13 protein-coding genes are annotated in these 17,203 nt (G+C 64.9%); 9 read left to right on the top strand and 4 right to left on the bottom strand.

Going from position 1 to position 17,203, the window contains the following annotated elements; all coding sequences use genetic code 11:
• Positions 1–2: 2 nt before the first annotated feature.
• The 5 genes from prsR to C7451_RS13775 are packed head-to-tail and all read left to right on the top strand — an operon-like array spanning position 3 to position 6,970.
• On the top strand, positions 3–1,412 hold the full coding sequence (gene prsR / locus C7451_RS13795) for a PEP-CTERM-box response regulator transcription factor (protein WP_208625219.1): 1,410 nt from the start codon (positions 3–5) through the stop codon (positions 1,410–1,412).
• A 49-nt stretch (positions 1,413–1,461) separates the two neighbouring features.
• Positions 1,462–3,468 (top strand): tetratricopeptide repeat protein, encoded by a 2,007-nt coding sequence (locus tag C7451_RS13790; protein WP_167398555.1) that lies wholly within the window; start codon positions 1,462–1,464, stop codon positions 3,466–3,468.
• Between the two features lie 52 nt (positions 3,469–3,520).
• Positions 3,521–5,563, top strand: coding sequence for a M3 family metallopeptidase (locus C7451_RS13785; RefSeq protein ID WP_110299539.1), 2,043 nt, complete (start codon positions 3,521–3,523; stop codon positions 5,561–5,563).
• Positions 5,560–6,624 (top strand): PLP-dependent cysteine synthase family protein, encoded by a 1,065-nt coding sequence (locus C7451_RS13780; protein ID WP_110299538.1) that lies wholly within the window; start codon positions 5,560–5,562, stop codon positions 6,622–6,624. The genes C7451_RS13785 and C7451_RS13780 overlap by 4 nt, the downstream gene beginning before the upstream one ends.
• Positions 6,625–6,643: 19 nt before the next feature.
• Positions 6,644–6,970, top strand: a complete 327-nt coding sequence (locus C7451_RS13775) for a DUF423 domain-containing protein (RefSeq protein ID WP_110299576.1) — start codon at positions 6,644–6,646, stop codon at positions 6,968–6,970.
• 42 nt (positions 6,971–7,012) lie between these two features.
• Here C7451_RS13775 and C7451_RS13770 read toward each other — a convergent pair whose 3' ends face one another.
• From C7451_RS13770 to C7451_RS13755, 4 genes are all read right to left on the bottom strand, one after another.
• Positions 7,013–9,526 (bottom strand): TonB-dependent receptor, encoded by a 2,514-nt coding sequence (locus tag C7451_RS13770; protein ID WP_244181892.1) that lies wholly within the window; start codon positions 9,524–9,526, stop codon positions 7,013–7,015.
• A gap of 76 nt (positions 9,527–9,602) precedes the next feature.
• Entirely contained in the window at positions 9,603–10,001 is a 399-nt protein-coding gene (locus C7451_RS13765) for a nuclear transport factor 2 family protein (RefSeq protein WP_110299537.1), read from the bottom strand.
• A complete protein-coding gene (locus tag C7451_RS13760) occupies positions 10,001–10,432 on the bottom strand; it encodes a nuclear transport factor 2 family protein (protein ID WP_110299536.1) in 432 nt (143 codons plus the stop codon). The genes C7451_RS13765 and C7451_RS13760 overlap by 1 nt, the downstream gene beginning before the upstream one ends.
• Positions 10,432–11,184, bottom strand: a complete 753-nt coding sequence (locus C7451_RS13755; protein ID WP_110299535.1) for an aspartate/glutamate racemase family protein — start codon at positions 11,182–11,184, stop codon at positions 10,432–10,434. Before C7451_RS13755 ends, C7451_RS13760 begins: the two co-directional genes overlap by 1 nt.
• Before the next feature lie 187 nt (positions 11,185–11,371).
• Between C7451_RS13755 and C7451_RS13750 the strand changes: the two genes are divergently transcribed.
• The 4 genes from C7451_RS13750 (at position 11,372) to C7451_RS13735 (ending at position 17,200) form a co-directional block, all read left to right on the top strand.
• The gene (locus tag C7451_RS13750) at positions 11,372–12,055 is read left to right on the top strand and encodes a GntR family transcriptional regulator (RefSeq protein ID WP_110299534.1); all 684 of its coding nucleotides are present in this window, start codon (positions 11,372–11,374) and stop codon (positions 12,053–12,055) included.
• A 54-nt stretch (positions 12,056–12,109) separates the two neighbouring features.
• Positions 12,110–13,015 carry a hydroxymethylglutaryl-CoA lyase gene (locus C7451_RS13745; RefSeq protein ID WP_110299574.1) on the top strand — a complete coding sequence of 302 codons (906 nt, stop codon included), beginning with the start codon at positions 12,110–12,112 and terminating at the stop codon, positions 13,013–13,015.
• Between the two features lie 59 nt (positions 13,016–13,074).
• The gene (locus tag C7451_RS13740) at positions 13,075–15,123 is read left to right on the top strand and encodes a hydantoinase/oxoprolinase family protein (protein ID WP_110299533.1); all 2,049 of its coding nucleotides are present in this window, start codon (positions 13,075–13,077) and stop codon (positions 15,121–15,123) included.
• 199 nt (positions 15,124–15,322) lie between these two features.
• Complete coding sequence (locus tag C7451_RS13735; RefSeq protein ID WP_110299532.1) at positions 15,323–17,200, top strand: hydantoinase B/oxoprolinase family protein; 1,878 nt, start codon at positions 15,323–15,325, stop codon at positions 17,198–17,200.
• Positions 17,201–17,203 lie beyond the last annotated feature (3 nt).

Here is a 17,203-nt window from a genome sequence, read left to right as displayed (position 1 = left end):
AAATGACCGATCTGACCCCCAATCCCGCGATGAACGGTGGCGGCAAGGGCGCCAACCGCCTGCCGCGGTTGCTGGTGGTGGAAGACGATGCAGGGCTGCAGCGTCAGCTCAAATGGGCGTTCGACGATTTCGAAGTGCTGTGCGCGGGCGACCGGGCGAGCGCGATCGACCTGCTGCGCTATGAGGAGCCCGATGTCGTCACGCTCGACCTCGGCCTGCCGCCCGATCCCGACGGGGTGAGCGAAGGCTTTGCGACGCTGGCCGAAATCCTGCGGCTCAAGCCCGATACCAAGGTCATCATTGCGTCGGGCCATGGCGAGCGGCAGAGCGCGCGCGATGCGATCGCGCAGGGGGCCTATGATTTCTATCGCAAGCCGGTCGAGATCGACGATCTTGCGCTGATCGTCCGCCGGGCGCTCAACGTCCAGCAGATCGAGCGCGAGAACGCGCGCCTCAGCCAGAAATCGGGCGAGGATCATACCGTGCTGGGCGGCATGATCACCGGCGATGCGCAGATGGTGAAAGCGGCACGGACGATCGAGCGCGTTGCCAATACCAATGTCTCGGTGATGCTGCTCGGCGCGAGCGGAACCGGCAAGGAGCTGTTCGCGCGCGGCCTGCACGAGAAGAGCAACCGCCGCAGCGGCGCATTCATCGCGATCAACTGCGCAGCAATCCCGGAAAACCTGCTCGAATCCGAACTGTTCGGGCACGAGAAGGGGGCGTTTACCGGGGCGATCAAGACGACCATCGGCAAGATCGAGCAGGCCGCCGGCGGCACATTGTTCCTCGACGAGGTCGGCGACATTCCGCTGCCGCTCCAGGTCAAGCTGCTGCGCTTCCTGCAGGAACGCGTGATAGAACGCGTCGGCGGGCGCAGCCCGATCCCGGTCGATACCCGCGTGGTCTGTGCGACCCACCAGAATCTGGAAAAGATGATCGCCGAGGAGCGGTTCCGCGAGGACCTGTTCTATCGCCTCGCCGAGATCGTGGTGCACATCCCCTCGCTTGCCGAACGGCCCGGCGACGCGGTGCTGCTGGCCAAGCATTTTCTCGGTCGCTTCGCTGCCGAGATGAACCCGGCGGTCAAGGGCTTTGCCCCCGATGCGCTCAAGATGCTCGATGCCTGGCACTGGCCTGGCAATGTGCGCGAGCTGGAAAACCGGGTGAAGCGCGCCGTGATCATGGCCGAAAGCCGGCTGGTGACTGCCGAGGATCTCGACCTTGAACGCGCCGAGCCGGAAACGCCGGAATTTCTGAACCTGAAGGCGGTGCGCGAGCTGGCCGACCGCAAGGCGATCCGCCATGCGCTGGCGCGGACCGAGGGCAACATCTCGGGCGCGGCCAAGCTACTCGGCATCAGCCGCCCGACGCTCTATGATCTGCTCAGGCAATATGACATCCAGAGCTGATTCCCGTCCTGGCAGGAAGCTGTGGCTGGCGCTTGTCGCTGGCGGCTTGATGCTGGGCGGAGCCGGCGCAAGTCTGCAGGCCGAGGATATGGGGGCCGCCCGGCAGGCCATGGCGCGGGCTGCCGATTACCGGGCAAGCGGTGACAATCGCGCTGCGCGGATCGAGCTGATGAACGCGATCAAGGCCGCACCCAGGCTGATCGAACCGCGTCTCGCCCAGGCGCGGGTGTTCCTGACCCTGTTCGATGCCGATGGCGCGCAAGGCGAACTCGAACGCGCGCTCGAACTCGGCGCGGACCGCGTACTGGTGCGCGCACCGATGGCTGACGCCCTGGTGCAGCAGGGCCGGGTCGAGGATGCGATCCGCTGGCTGGGCGAGGGGCCGGTCGCCGATGCGGACAGGGGCTATGCCGCACGTACGCTCGGCCGCGCGCATCTGGCGCTGGGGCAGTTTGACGAGGCGCGCGCCGCATTCGACAGGGCGCTGCAGTTCGCGCCCGATGACAGCCTGCTCTGGACCGATATTGCGCGCTTCCGCACCGCATCGGGGGATCAGGCGGGTGGGCTCGAAGCGGCCGATCATGCGGTCAGGCTGGATGCCGGCAATGTCCGCGCGCTCCAGCTTCGCGGCGAGCTGACGCGCAGTCAGACCGGGCTCGCCGCTGCCCTGCCCTGGTTCGAGCGCGCGCTGGCGATCGATCCCAATGACGTTGCGGTGCTCGGCGAATATGCCGCGACGCTGGGCGATATGGGCCGGATGCGCGCCATGCTGAAAGCGGCGCGGCAGATTGTCGCGCTGGAGCCGAACAATCCGCGCGGCTATTTTCTGCAGGCCGTGCTTGCTGCGCGCGCCGGGCGCCATGATCTCGCTCGCACGCTGATCCAGAAGACCGGCGGCGCGCTTGATCGCGTGCCTGCCGCCATGCAGGTCGAAGGCGTGGTGGAGTTCGAACTCGGCAATTACCGCCAGGCGATCGATCGGTTCGAAAAGCTCGCCGATGCCCAGCCGCACAACCGCCGAGCGGCCGAACTGCTGGCGCGCGCGCTCTATGCCGAGGGCGAGCATGAGGCGCTGCTCGAACGTTTCCGCGCTATCGCCAACCGGGCAGGCGCGAGCGCCTATCTGCTGACCCTGGTCGGACGCTCGCTCGAAGCGATGGGCGAGCGTGACGCTGCGCTCGAATATCTGGCGCGCGCCGCGGTTCCCGACTCCGCCCCGCTGCTCCGGCTCGATCAGGACGATGAACCCTGGCTGCTTGCCGACGCGGCGCGCGCCGCGCCGCGCGATGCCCGCGCGGTCATCCCCTATGTCCGCATGCTGGTGGCGCGCGGTGATTTTGTGCTGGCCAGCGAATTCGCCAGGCCGCTCGCCGAGGCCAATCCGGGCGTGCCCGACGCGCAGATGCTGCAGGGCGATGTGCTCTATGCCTCGGGCAATGCCGCTGGAGCGCTGCCTTATTACGAACGCGCCGCGCGCATCCGTCTGGCCGAACCCGTGGTCCGCCGCCTGTCGCTGGTGCTGCGCGAGCTGGGCCGGGTGCGCGAATCGGATGCGTTGCTCGAAAGTTTCGTCGACATGAGTCCGGCCAATACCGGCGGCATCCGCCTTCTCGCCAATGCCTATATCGACCGGGGCGACTGGCCGGGGGCGGTGGCGATGCTGACCGCGCTGCACGCGCAGCTGGGCAGCAGCCAGCCGATGCTGCTCACCGATCTGGCGCTGGCGCGGCTGCGCGCGGGCGATGCCACGATGGCTGCCCACGATTCGCGGCTTGCCTATCGGGTCCAGCCGGCCAGTCCGCTGGTCGCGCATGTGCGCGGCATGGCGCTGACCGAGGCGGCGGACACGCCGATGCTGGCAGTGGAAATGCTGGAAAAGGCGCGAGACCTGCAACCGCGCAACCCCTGGCTGCGCTATCATCTGGCGCAAGCCTATGCAGCGGCGGGCAAGCCGGGCCGGGCGATGGCGGCGCTGCGCGCCTCATTGTCCCTGGGAGCTTTTCCCGAACGATCAGCGGCTGCAGCCATGCTCCGCAATCTTCAGGGGCGAAGCTGACCTGGTGCAGATTTTTGCCTGACCGCCGGGCATTTTCGGCTAAAGGGCGGGAATGACCACGACCAATCCGCTGCTCGATACGCGCGCGCTGCCGCGCTTTGCCGAAATCACCGCCGATCATGTCGCCCCTGCGCTCGACGAGGCGCTGGCCCGCCATGCTGCAACCATCGAAACGCTGGTGCGCGACAAGCCTGCGACCTTCGCCCAGGCCTGGTTGCCGTTCGAGCGCGCGGAGGCCGAACTCGGTGCCATCTGGGCGGCGGTCTCGCACCTCCATGCGGTGGCCGACAGCCCCGAGCTGCGCGCTGCCTATCAGCAGGGTGAGCAGCGGCTGGTCACCAACAGCATCATGGTCGGCCAGAACCGCGACCTCTACGAGGTGTTCGAGGCGCTGGCGGCGACGCCCGAATTCGCCGCCTTGCCTCAGGCCGACCGGGTCGCGGTCGAGCACGCACTGCGCGATTTCCGCCTCTCGGGTGTGGCGCTGGACGAGGCGGCGCGCGAGCGGTTCAAGGCGGTTTCGGTCGAACTCGCGACGCTGTCGAACGAATTCGGCAGCGCGGTGCTCGATGCCACCGATGCCTGGGAAGAGCTGATCACCGACGAAGCGGAGCTGGCAGGCGTATCGGACACCGACAAGGCGATGTTCGCTGCCGCCGCCGAGGCCAAGGGGCAGACCGGCTGGCGCGTGACGCTGCAGGCGCCTTCGGTCAATGCGATCCTGACTTTTGCCGAAAATCGCGATCTGCGCGCGCGGGTCTATCAGGCCTTTGGTACGCGCGCTTCCGACCAGGGACCGCACGCCGGACAGTTCGACAACTCGGCTCGCATCGCGCGCATCCTCGAATTGCGGCGAGAGGCGGCGAAATTGCTGGGCTTTGCCGATCCGGTCGAATGGTCGCTCACGACCAAGATGGCTTCGGACGGGGCTTCTGTGCTCGGCTTCCTGCGCGATCTTGCGGCGCGCGCCAAGCCGGCGGCACAGCGCGATCTTGATGAGCTCAGAGCATTTGCCGCCGAAAGGCTCGGCATTGCCGATCTGCAGCCCTGGGATGTCGGCTTTGCCTCCAACCGGCTGCGCCAGGCGCTCTATGCCGTCGATGAGGCCGAAGTGCGCTGCTATTTTCCGGTCGAGAAGGTGATGCAGGGCTGGCAGATGCTCCTCGAGCAGCTGTTTGGCATCCGGCTGCAGCAGCGCGGCGATGCGTCGCTCTACCATGCAGATGCGCGCTTCTACGATGTCATGGACGAAAGCGGCCAGGCGGTCGCTGGCCTGTATCTCGATCTGTTCGCCCGGCCCGGCAAGCGCGGCGGCGCGTGGATGGGCGAGGCACGCCCGCGCCGCAACGATGGCGACCATGCCCAGCTGCCCGTCGCCTATATGGTGTGCAACTTCTCGCCCGCAGGCCCTGATGCGCCATCGCTGCTCAGCCATTCGGATGTCGGCACGCTGCTGCACGAGACCGGCCATTGTCTTCACCTGCTGCTGACCGAGGTCAACCGCCCCAGCATCGCCGGAACGACCGGGTTCGAATGGGATGCGGTGGAACTGCCCAGCCAGCTGATGGAGGATTTTGCCTGGGACCGTCAGGTGCTCACCGCCATGTCGGGTCACTACAGGACCGGCGAACCGCTGCCCGACGATCTGTTCGACCGGCTGCTGCGCGCGCGCCATTTTCAGGCGGGACTGTTCCTGATCCGCCAGATCGAATTCGCACTTTTCGACATGCTGCTGCACCTGGGCACCATGGGCAGCGATCCGGTGGAGGTGATCGAGGCGGCGCGCGACGAGGTGGCGGTGATCCGCCCGCCCGAATGGCACCGCTTCCCGCACGCCTTCAGCCATATCTTCGCGGGCGGCTATGCCTCGGGCTATTACAGCTATCTCTGGGCCGAACTGCTCGCCGCCGATGGCTTCATGGCGTTCGTCGAGGCCGGGCTGCTCGACCGGGCGACCGGCGATCGTTTCCGAGCCGAAGTGCTCGCGCGCGGTGCGACCCGGCCGGCGGCGGAGAGCTTCCGCGCGTTCCGGGGGCGTGACCCCGATCCGCGCGCGATGCTGGTGCGCCACGGGCTGGCGGACGCGCAAGGATGAGCGAGCTGTGCCCGCGCGGCTGGCTCAATGATGCGATCCGCCGGATCGAGGCGGATTACAACCGTTCGGCCGACACGCATCTGATCCGGCTCGATCTGCCGCGCTATCCCGGCATAACGCTGTATCTGAAGGACGAAAGCTCGCACCCGACCGGCAGCCTCAAGCACCGGCTGGCGCGATCGCTGTTCCTCTATGCCTTGTGCAACGAATGGATCGGGCCGGAGACCTGCGTGATCGAGGCCTCCTCGGGCTCGACGGCGGTGAGCGAGGCCTATTTCGCGCGGATGCTGGGGCTGCGCTTCATCGCGGTGGTGCCTGCGACGACCGCGCCCGCCAAGCTGGATGCCATCCGCTTTCAGGGCGGCGAGATCCACAAGGTCGACGATCCGCGCACCGTGTATGACGTCGCGCACCGGTTGGCGGCGGAGACCGGCGGCCATTATCTCGACCAGTTCACCTATGCAGAGCGCGCGACCGACTGGCGCGGGAACAACAATATCGCCGAAAGCATCTTCGCGCAAATGGCCGAAGAGGAATATCCTGAACCCGAATGGATCGTCTGCGGCGCGGGAACCGGCGGCACCTCGGCGACGATCGGCCGCTATCTGCGCTATCAGCGCTATGCCACCCGGCTGTGCGTCGCAGATCCGGTGCATTCGGTGTTCCATCAGCATTTTCACGATCGCGATGCGACCTCGCTGCCCGAAGGCTGTGCCAGCAGGATCGAGGGCATCGGGCGGCCCCGGGTGGAGCCGAGCTTTATCCCTGGCGTGATCGACCGGATGATCGCGGTCGACGATGGCGACAGCATCGGCGCGATGCGCGCGCTGTCCGACCGGCTGGGTCGCCGCGTCGGCGGATCGACCGGCACCAATCTGGTCGCCTGCGCCGCGCTGATCGAGGAGATGGCGGCATCGGGCACCGAGGGCAGCGTGGTCACCTTGCTGTGCGATGGCGGCGATCGCTACCACACCAGCTATTATGACGATGCCTGGCTTGGCGAGAGCGGCCTGGCCTGGCAACCGGCGGCAGGGCGGATCGCCGGTCTGCTCGGACAGTGACAAGGGGAGCGGCACGATGATGATCGGAGTTCTGGCGGCTCTTTCGGCGGCGCTGGCGGTGGCGGCAGGGGCATTCGGCGCGCATGCGGCGGCGGGCGAGCAGCAGGCCGAATGGCTGCGCACCGGCGGAATGTATCAGATGGTGCACGCCGTCGCGGCACTCGCGATCATGGGCCGCGCGCCCGGTGCGGCCTGGACCTTGCTGTTCGGCGGGGCGATCTTCGCGCTAACGCTCTATGCCATGGCGCTGGGTGCTCCCCGCTGGCTCGGCGCGGTCACGCCGATCGGCGGCACATTGCTGATTGGCGGCTGGCTCTGGGCCGGCTGGATCTATCTCAAGGCCTGATCACCACCCGCGCCGCAGCGCGGGTGGTGCCAGCAGCAGGCATCAGAACTTGTAGCCGACTTCCACGCCGATGCGGCGCAAGCCGCCTGGCGAGATGAACGATCCGCCGAACTCGGCCGCAGTGATCACTTCGTTCAGATAGCGCCGGTTGAGCACATTGTCGGCGAACAGCGTCACGCGCCACTGCTCGCCCTCCAGCCCGGCGCGTACATCGAGCACGCCGAAGGCATCGCGCCGGGTCACGCCATAATCGGCATCGCCGACAAAGGCGGGCAGCGCCAGCGCCGACCCCGGCAGCAGGCCGCTGAAGATTGTCGGCACGCTGTTGTTCTGCAGCGTGTGGAACCAGGTCGGCCCGGTGATGCGATAATCGGCGCGCGCGACCAGATCGAAGCTCTTGGCGATGGGCGCGACGATCTGGGTGCCCAGGTTGATCGTATAATCCGCGGTCGAGGGCGACTTGTTGCCCACGGTCTGCGGACGCGAGGCATTTTCCTTGATCTCGCTTTCTGTGACGTTGAACGCGCCGAAAATGGTCCAGCCCGGCGTCACCTCGGCATTGAGGTTCAACTCCGCGCCGTACAGCTCGACCTTGTCGATATTCGACACCACACGCAGCAGGCCGAAGCCGCCGACGAAGAATTCGAAGAACTGCATGTCTCGGACATCGGTATAGTAGCCGGCGAGATCGAAGGTCACCTTGCCATCAAACATCGACCCCTTGATGCCGCCTTCGAACGCGCTCGAGCGCTCCTTGCGGTAGTCGTCGGTGATGCGCACGTTCGATCCGATGAACTGGTTGAACGCCTGATCGACGATTGCGGCCGAACCCGAGTTGTTGAAGCCGCCCGCCTTGAAGCCGATGCCCCAGTTGGCATAGACGTTGACATTGTCGGCCACCGACCAGCGGAAGGTCAGCTTGGGCTGCAGCTGCTTGTAGCTTTCCGACTTGTCGGCAATGGGGCCTGCCACCTGGCCCGGGTTGATCGGTCCACCGGTAAACGGATCGGTGACCAGCGGAACGCGATTCGAAACGCTGCGATCCTCTATGTCATAGCGCAGAGCCAGGCCGACGTTGACGACATCGTTCCAGTTATATTCAGCCGAGCCGAAAGCGGCGTAGACGTCGGTGCTGAACCGGTCGAAATACAGCTGGGTGGTGGGGTTGGTGGTGTTGGGGGCGTTGTAGAGCTGACGGATGATACCCTGACCAAGGTCCGCCCCCAGGCTCACGCCGACATCACGGGCGATGTTGAGATAATAGGCGCCCAGCTGCCAGCTGAACGGACCATCGCCGGTCGAGGACAGACGGATTTCACCGCTGAAATCTTCCTGCTGGCGGATCTGGTACTGGGTGCCGTCGCAGGTCGTCGGGCTGTACGGACCGAAGGTCGATCCGGTCGCGGGCGCGAAGATGAAAGGCACCGGCGTCGCACCGATGAATCCGGGCTGATTGACCGGAAAGCCCGTCAGCTGCGCGGTGCTCTGGAAGCAGGCATTGGAAGCTGCGACCGAGGCAGGAGTCGCACCGGGAAAGGTGAAACGGGCAAAGTCCGCCGAGGTGCCGTCGGCAGTCAGTGACTGGTCGACATCGCTGTACAGACCCCACAGGGTCAGCTTGGCGAAATCGAACTCATGCTCCAGCTTGATCGACGCATCGAAGGTCGTCTGATCGTTGGTCGGACGGATGTTGTTGTAGAAGCTGAACGGATGACGGTTCACGTCCTCGAAAAAGGCAGGGTTAGCTCCGGCGAAATTGGGCAGGTGGAACGACGCGTTGAACGCGATCGATGCGCCGGTCAGGTCGGAATAGCGTGCCTTGGCGTCGATCTCGGTGCGATCGCCGAGCTGTGCCACGAAGCGCCCATCAACCGACCAGACTTCCTGATCGTCGATGGTCTTCGAATTGTTCAGGAAGATGTTGCGATAGAAGCCATCGGTCTTGAGATAGCTGCCCGACAGGACAAGGCCGGCATTCTCGCCCATTGGCACCGAGATATAGGCATTGCCGCGATAGGTCTGCTGTTCGGCAGCGCTGAGCTCTATGCCTGCCTCTAGCGTGTCACCGGGCTTCATGGTCTGGATCACGATCGCGCCGGCCGCCGCATTGCGTCCATAGAGCGCGCCCTGCGGGCCTTTCAGGATTTCGATCTGGCGCAGCGTGCCCTGGTTCTGGTTGAGCTGGGCGGTATTGGTCTTGAGAATACCGTCGACCACCAGCGCGACCGAGCTTTCCGCGTCGCGCGCCCCATTGATGCCGCGGATGTTGATCTGCGTATCGCCCGCTTCCGCCGTGCCGGTGACGATCGTGACGCCCGGCGTCAGCTGAACGAACTGGTCGGCGGTCTCGACCCCGGTCTTCTGGATTGCATCGGCCGTCAGCACCGTAACCGATGCCGGCACATCGGCCAGGCTTTCATTCTGACGACGGGCGGTGACGATGATCACGTCATCCGCCGGTTCTGCCTGGGCGCTTTCCTGCGCGAAGGCGGGCGTCGCCAATGCGCTGGCGAGGACGGTGGCCGATGCTGCGGCAAACAGACTGGATAGGCGCATGCTGTGAACTCCCTGATGAGGTGGGTTCCCCCGAACCCTTTGTTCTTGTTTTGGCGGGTGTTGTTGCGTCCGGTCTTCAGACCAGCACGTTGGCCCCGCTCATATAGACGTAAACTTCCTGGAACTTGCCATCGCGCAGGCGCCAGAAATTGGTGTTGTGCAAGGTCGTGACGCTGCCATCGGCGGCGGTCAGCTCGGCAACGAAGCTTGCCGCGATCCGGCCATTGGTCTCGTCGACCGTGCAGGTGAAATCGCGGTGGACGATCTTTTCGTACGCACCGAAGAAATCGGTGAACATCCGCTCGATTTCGGCCTTGCCGGCATGCGTGGTGAAGCTGGTCTGGACAGTGAACAGCGCCTCGTCGTGGAAGCACGCGAGCGTTGCTGCCATGTCCTTGCGGTCGACGCTGGCGAAATAGCTCTGTGTCGCGAACCGGATCAGCTCATCGCGGCTCATGGTCGGGGCATATTGCATCAGAGATCCCCTTGCCTGAGCAGATTGTCGCCGCTCATGTACACGAACACCTCCTGGAACAGCCGGTCCTTGAGGTAGAAGCGGTTGCAGTTCTCGTAGCGCAGCTGCTCGCCGCCATTGGGCGTGATCAGCACGGTGAACTGCGAGCAGACCGCGTTCGACTGCGGGTCGGCGACATGCACGAAATTGCCGTGCCAGATCTGCTCGAAATCGGCGAACAGCTTGACGAACATGGCCCGGATCGCCTCGCGCCCGTCATGCACGGTGTTCGACGTGACCTCGGTCAGCCGCGCGTCGGGCGCGAAGCAGTTCAGCACCTCGTCCATGTTCTTGTTGTCGACGCCATCGAAATAGCGCTTGCTGACGATGTCGATATAGAACGGATAGGGCAGCGGAGCCTGTCCTGCGCCGCCAGGTGACCAGTCTGTCATCAGAACCAACCCTTTCTGATATCTGCATCCTTGGGCACTTCCGGGGTCGGAAATGCCTTCTTGCTGTGGGTAAGGCCGCACTCGATCAGCCCTTCGAGGAATTTCCACGCCACCTGGCCGGGATTGATCACCGGGATCGGCAGGTTCGCCGCGAGAAATGTTGCCGACTGGTGCATGGTGGTGGAGCCGAGCACGATCACGTCCGCGCCATCCTCTTCCATCGCGCGCATAGCTTCGGCCTTCAGCTTGTCGAATATCACCTCTTCCTTGCCCGCGAGCAGTTCGGTGACATCGGGCCGGGTGTCGATCGACCGCAGCGATGCGACGCGGTCCCAGAAGCCATATTCGGTCAGCGTTTTCTGGTAGAGCGGGAACCATTCGGGCCACATGGTCAGCACGGTGAACTTCTTGCCCAGCATCATCGCGGCGGCGAACGCGGCCTCGCCCGGGCCGATGACCGGGATGGTGAGGCGCGACCGCAGCGCGCGCAGCCCCGAATCGCTGACCGTGTCGATCAGCACGCCTGAATAGCCCTCGGCCTCGGCGGTGATTCCGGTCTGGAACACCGTCCAGTCCATCAGCAGCATGTCGTGATAGCTGTCGCCAAGCGCGGCGCCCCAGGGCACGGCAACGAATTCGGGCGCAAATCCGGGGCGTACGAAATCGGAAGGCAGCTGCGCGGCGCGGGCGGCGACGCCGGCCTCGTCCATGGGAATGGGTACTATCACCTTGATGCGGCGATCATCTGCCATACGCTACCCCACCTCCGCGGATCTGTTGCGCCAGTTTGCCCGGTCGCGATCCATGGCTTGACGGTATTGTATACAAATGTCTATCGTCAAGAACGAAATTCGGTTGGCGTCAGATCAACGCAATTTGGCGCATGCCGAGCAAGGGACGACGCGAAGGCTGCGCAATCTTGGGACGGGATGAAACTTGATGGAAAATGCCACATCGCCGCGGGCGTCGGACATTGCCTATGACAAGATCCGGCAATTCGTGCTTTCGGGCCGGGCAGAGCCGGGCCAGCAGCTGACCGAGGAGCAGCTCGCGCGCATTTCCGGCGTATCGCGGACCCCGGTGCGCGAGGCGGTGCGCCGGCTCGAGAACGAGCTGCTGATCGTGCGCAGCGATTCGAAGCGGCTGTTCGTTGCCGACTGGTCTGCCGATGATATCGATGAGATGTTCGTGTTGCGCGGGATGCTCGAAGGCCATGCCGCCAGCCGCGCCGCGCGCAACATATCGGGCCGGCAGATCGAGGAACTGGGCCGGATATCCGACCTTCTCGATGCAGCGGTGCGCTGCAGTCCTCCCGATGTCAGCGAGTTCCTGGCTCAGAATCGCCGGTTTCACGAGATCATCCTGGAGGCGGCCTGCTCGCCCCGCCTGTCCGCCATGCTGCCGATGCTGGTCGAGCAGCCGGTCGTCCGGCGCACGGCAACGCAGTACAAGACCGAGGAGCTGTTACAGTCGGCGCGCGAGCATCGCGAGCTCATCGCCGCGTTCACCGCGCGTGATTCGCACTGGGCGCGTGCAGTGATGACCAGCCATATCCGCCGTGCCTTTCACGTCTTCAGCAGCACCGCCAAGCGGCACAAGGAGCAGCGTCAGGCCAATGACTGAGTCAATTTTCGCGCGCGCTGGACGCGCATGATCGAAATGTATACAAACATGCCCATGACCAGTATCCAGATTGTCGAAGTCGGCCCGCGCGACGGCCTGCAGAACGAGCCCGATATCGTCTCCACCGCCGACAAGCTGGAGATGATCGGGCGGATGATCGACGCGGGTGCGCGCCGGCTTGAGGTGGCAAGCTTCGTCCATCCGCAGCGCGTGCCGCAGATGGCCGATGCGGAAAGCGTGATCGCCGGCCTGCCCGACCGCGAGGACGTGTCCTATATCGGCCTGACGCTGAACAAGCGCGGGGTGCTTCGCGCGCTGGCCACGAAAGAGGGCGGCAGGCGTGGCGTCGATGAAATCGGCTGCGTGATCGTTGCCACCGACACCTTCGGGCAGAAGAACCAGGGGCAGACGGTGGCGGAAGGCATTGCCGAGGCTAGCGAAATGATCCGCTTCGCCAAGGAAAACGGGTTGATCGCGCAGGTGACCATCTCCGCCGCTTTCGGGTGCCCGTTCGAGGGTGACGTTCCTGCCCAGCGGATCGTCGATATCGCCAGGGCGGTTCTCGAAGCCGGGCCGTCCGAGATCGCACTGGCCGACACGATCGGCGTCGGCGTTCCCGCGCAGGTGAGCGATCTTTACGGGCGCCTTCGCGAATTCGTGCCCGCCGACATTCCGCTGCGCGCGCATTTCCACAACACCCGAGGCACCGGCATCGCCAATGCCTGGGCGGCCATCCAGGCCGGGGTCAGCGTGCTCGATGCCAGCCTGGGCGGGCTGGGCGGCTGCCCGTTCGCACCGAAGGCCACCGGGAATATCGCGACCGAAGAGCTGATCTATCTCGCAGAGCGGTCAGGCATCGACCACGGCATGGATTTGCACGCAGCGATCGCGGCCAATCGCTGGATGGCCGGGATTCTCGGCCGGGAGCTGCCCTCCCTGGTTGCCCGTGCGGCAGCTTGAGGAACGGCCAACAAATCAATCGTGTCGGCCCCCGTGCCGGCAAGCGAAGGGGTGAATGAATGAGTTACAGGCTGGGTGTCGATGTCGGCGGCACATTTACCGATCTGCTGCTGTTCGACGAACAATCGGGCGCCTTCTGGCGTCACAAGACCCCTTCGACGCCGCATGACAGTTCCGAAGGCATTCTCACCGGTGTGCAGGCGATCTGCGCCAATGCCGGGATCACCCCGGCGGATGTCGAGATATTCCTGCACGGCACCACGGTCGCGACCAATGCGGTGCTTGAAGGCAAGGGCGCGCGCGTCGGCCTGATCGTCACCGAAGGCTATCGTCAGGTGATGCAGATCGCGCGCAGCTTCGTGCCCGGCGGGCTCGCCGGCTGGATCGTCTGGCCCAAGCCCACCCCGCTGGCCGCGCTGGAAGACACCGTCGAGATCAGGGGGCGCATGTCGGCGCAGGGCGAGGTAATCCGCCCCATTGACGATGACGATATCCGCGCTGCGCTGCTGAAGCTCAAGGCGCAGGGCGTCGAGGCGCTGACCGTCAGTCTGATGAACGCCTATCTCAATGGCGCGCACGAAAAGCGGGTGGCGGATCTGGCGGCGGAAATCCTGCCCGATGTGCCGATTTCGCTGAGCCACATCGTGCTTCCCGAAATGCAGGAATATGAGCGCACCCTGACCACCGTCGCCAATGCGGCCGTGCGCCCGGTCGTCGGTCGCTATGTGCGCAACCTGCGCAGCCGGCTGCGCGATGCCGGCATGGCAGGCAAGCTCGCGCTGCTGCGCTCGGACGGTGGCCTGATGTCGTCGGAAAAATCCGAAGAGCATCCCGTCTCGCTGCTGATGTCGGGTCCGGCAGGCGGCGTGACCGGAGCGATCTGGGTCGGCAAGAATGCCGGGATCAGGAACATCCTGACATTGGATGTCGGCGGCACCTCGACCGATGTGGCGCTGATCGAAAATCTCGAGGCGCGCCGTGTGCGCACCACCGAAGTCGGGCATCTTTCGGTCCGCGCATCGGCGCTGGACGTCAAGACCGTGGGGGCAGGCGGCGGATCGATCGCCTATGTGCCCGAACTGACCGGCGCCCTGCGTGTCGGCCCGCAATCGGCGGGCGCGGTGCCGGGGCCCGTCGCCTATGGCAAGGGCGGCGAGCTGCCGACGGTGACCGACGCCAATGTCGTGCTGGGCTACCTGCCCGAAGCGCTGCTCGGCGGCACCTTCAAGCTCGACCGCGAGGGTGCCAAAAAGGCGGTGCAGACCATCGCGGATGCGCTGGGCATCGACCTTTATGCTGCTGCACGCGGCATCATCGACATCGTCAACGAGAACATGTTCGGTGCGCTGCGCATGATCTCGGTGCAGCAGGGCTATGACCCGCGCGACTTTGCGCTGATGGGCTTTGGCGGGGCAGGGCCGCTGCACGTCAACGCCGTCGCCCGATTGATGGGCAGCTGGCCCGCAATCTCGCCGGTCTCGCCCGGCGTGCTGTGCGCGCTTGGCGATGCGACGACGCGGATGCGCACCGAGACCGCACGCAGCTTCTCGCGTCTGGCCTCGCAGACGACGCTGGACGAACTGGGCGGCATTCTCGACGAGATGGCGGCGCAGATCGGCGACGAGCTGGTTGCAGAAGGCGTGGCCAGGCAGGATGTGGACATCACCTTCGAGGTCGATGTGCGCTATGCAGGGCAAGCCTTCGAGGTGCCGATGTCGGTCACCCGCGACGATCTGCACACGCACGGCATCGAATGGCTGACCGGGCGCTTCGACGAAGAACATCACCGGCTGTTCACCTTCAACATGGACTCCGAGCACGAGATCGTGAACCTGCGCGCGGTCGCGATGGGCAAGGCGCTCGATCTGCCTGCGGCGCAGCTGCCACAGGGCAATGGCGACCCGTCCGCCGCCAAGCTGCGCGATCACGAATTGTGGATGGACGGCAGGATGGTCCCTGCGATCATCTACGACCGGTCGAAGCTGCTCGCCGGAGACGTGATTCCCGGGCCTGCCATCGTCATCGAAATGGATTCCACCACGCTGATCGAGGCGGACTGCACCGGCACTGTCGACAGTGTCGGCAACATCCTGATCACGCTGCAATGACGGGGAACGCGGAAAACTTCTCTCCCTTCACGGGAGAGAAAAGACTTGGCTTGGCAGCTCGCTGCCTAGCAAGTCTCAGAGGGGGCCTTGCGCTGCGCGAGCGTCGCCGCCCCCTCACCCAGCTCCGTCTAAGCTCCTTCGTCGCCAAGACTTCGCAACCCTCTCCCGCAAAGGGAGAGGGGCATTTGGAGATACTCTGATGCCCGCAACCATCATCCAGACCAACACCGCCCCGTTCGAGAAAAAGGCGATCGATCCGGTCACGCTCGACATCATCGAAAACGCCCTGCGCAATGCGCGGATCGAAATGGACGCGACGCTGGTGCGCACGGCCATGTCGCCGGGCATCCGCGAACAGGGCGATGCCTTTCCGCTGATCGCCGACCATGAGGGGCGGATGATCGTCGGCCAGTTCGGCAGCTTTATCGGCGGCTTTCTCGAGGGCTATGACGGCACGCTCGAGGATGGCGACATGATTTTCCTGTCCGACCCCTATTCGGTCGGCGGCGCGATCAGCCATTGCAACGACTGGCTGGTGCTGCTGCCGGTGTTCAAGGACGGCCGCCTGCTCGCCTATACCGCGATGTTCGGCCATCAGAGTGATATCGGCGGCAAGGTGCCCGGATCGATGCCGATCGATGCCACCAACATCTTCCAGGAAGGCGTGCGCATTCCGCCGGTGAAGATCTGGAAGAAGGGCGTCTATAACGAGGATCTGGTCAAGCTGGTGCTGCACCAGAGCCGTACGCCTGCCTGGTGCGCGGCGGACCTCAACGCGCTGATCGCCTCGTGCCGCGTCGCCGCGCGCCGCGTGATCGAGATGAGCGAGCGATTCGGTGTCGATACCTATGTCTCGGCGACGCAGGAGCTGCTGGCGCGCAACCACCGCGCTATGAAGACGCTGCTCGCCCAGGCGATCAGCGAGGAGCCGGTGAGCTTCGAGGATTATATCTGCGACGACGGCATGGGCTATGGCCCTTACAAGTTGAAATGCACCATGTGGCGCAAGGGCGATACCGTCATCCTCGATTTCGACGGAACCGACCCGCAGAGCCAGGCCTCGATCAACTTCCTGCTCAACGAGAACATGTTCAAGATGTTCTTCGGCATCTACATGATCATGGTGTTCGATCCGCAGATCCTGTTCAACGACCGGTTCTACGATCTGATCGAGGTGCGCATTCCGGATGGCTCGCTGCTGAAGCCCCGCTATCCCGCCGCACTGTCGGGCCGCACCCATGCGCTGGGCCGTATCTTCGACATCCTTGGCGGGCTGCTCGGTCAGAAGACGCCCGAATTCCTCAACGCCGCAGGCTTCTCGTCATCGCCGCACCTGTTCTATGCGGGCACCGACAGGAAGGGTGAGTGGTTCCAGCTGTTCCAGATCGGCTTTGGCGGCATTCCGGGCCGTCCGATGGGCGACGGGCCCGATGGCCATTCGCTGTGGCCGGGCTTTACCAACGTGCCCAACGAGTTTCTGGAACGCTATTTCCCGCTCGTCATCGAACGCTACGAGACCGTCGCGGACAGCGGCGGCGCCGGGCTGCATCGCGGCGGCAACGGCATCGTGATGACCTATCGCTTCCTCGAGCCGGGCGTCATCGCGATCCATGACGATCGCTGGTTCGTGCCGCCCTGGGGCGTCAATGGCGGCAAGCCGGGCGCCCGCGCGCGCAAGATCCTAGAAAAGCCCGATGGCACGCAAACCATCGTCGGCAACAAGGTGGAGGATGTCGCCATCGAAGCGGGCGATGTCCTGCACTTCATCACCTGGGGTGGCGGCGGCTGGGGCGACCCGCTCGAGCGCGATCCCGAGCTGGTGGGCAAGGAAATCCGCCAGGGTCTGGTCACGCCGACCGGCGCCAAGGCCTATGGCGTGGTTGCAGACAGCGAGGGTGTGGTCGATCCGGCCGCGACCGAGGCACTGCGGTCGGAGATGCGCGCCGGTCGCGGCGAGTTGGCGCTGTTCGACTATGGCCCGGGAATCGAGACCTTGCGCGCCCATTGCGAGGCCGAAACCGGGCTGCCCGCGCCGATCCAGCCGCGCTGGGCCAATTACGCCATTGCTGCAGAATAAGGG

The sequence above is a fragment of the Blastomonas natatoria genome, assembly GCF_003201955.1.
GTDB classification, from domain to species: Bacteria; Pseudomonadota; Alphaproteobacteria; order Sphingomonadales; family Sphingomonadaceae; genus Blastomonas; species Blastomonas natatoria.
Note: the sequence above shows the minus strand (reverse complement) of the source record. Positions and strands in the feature narration are given on the sequence as shown.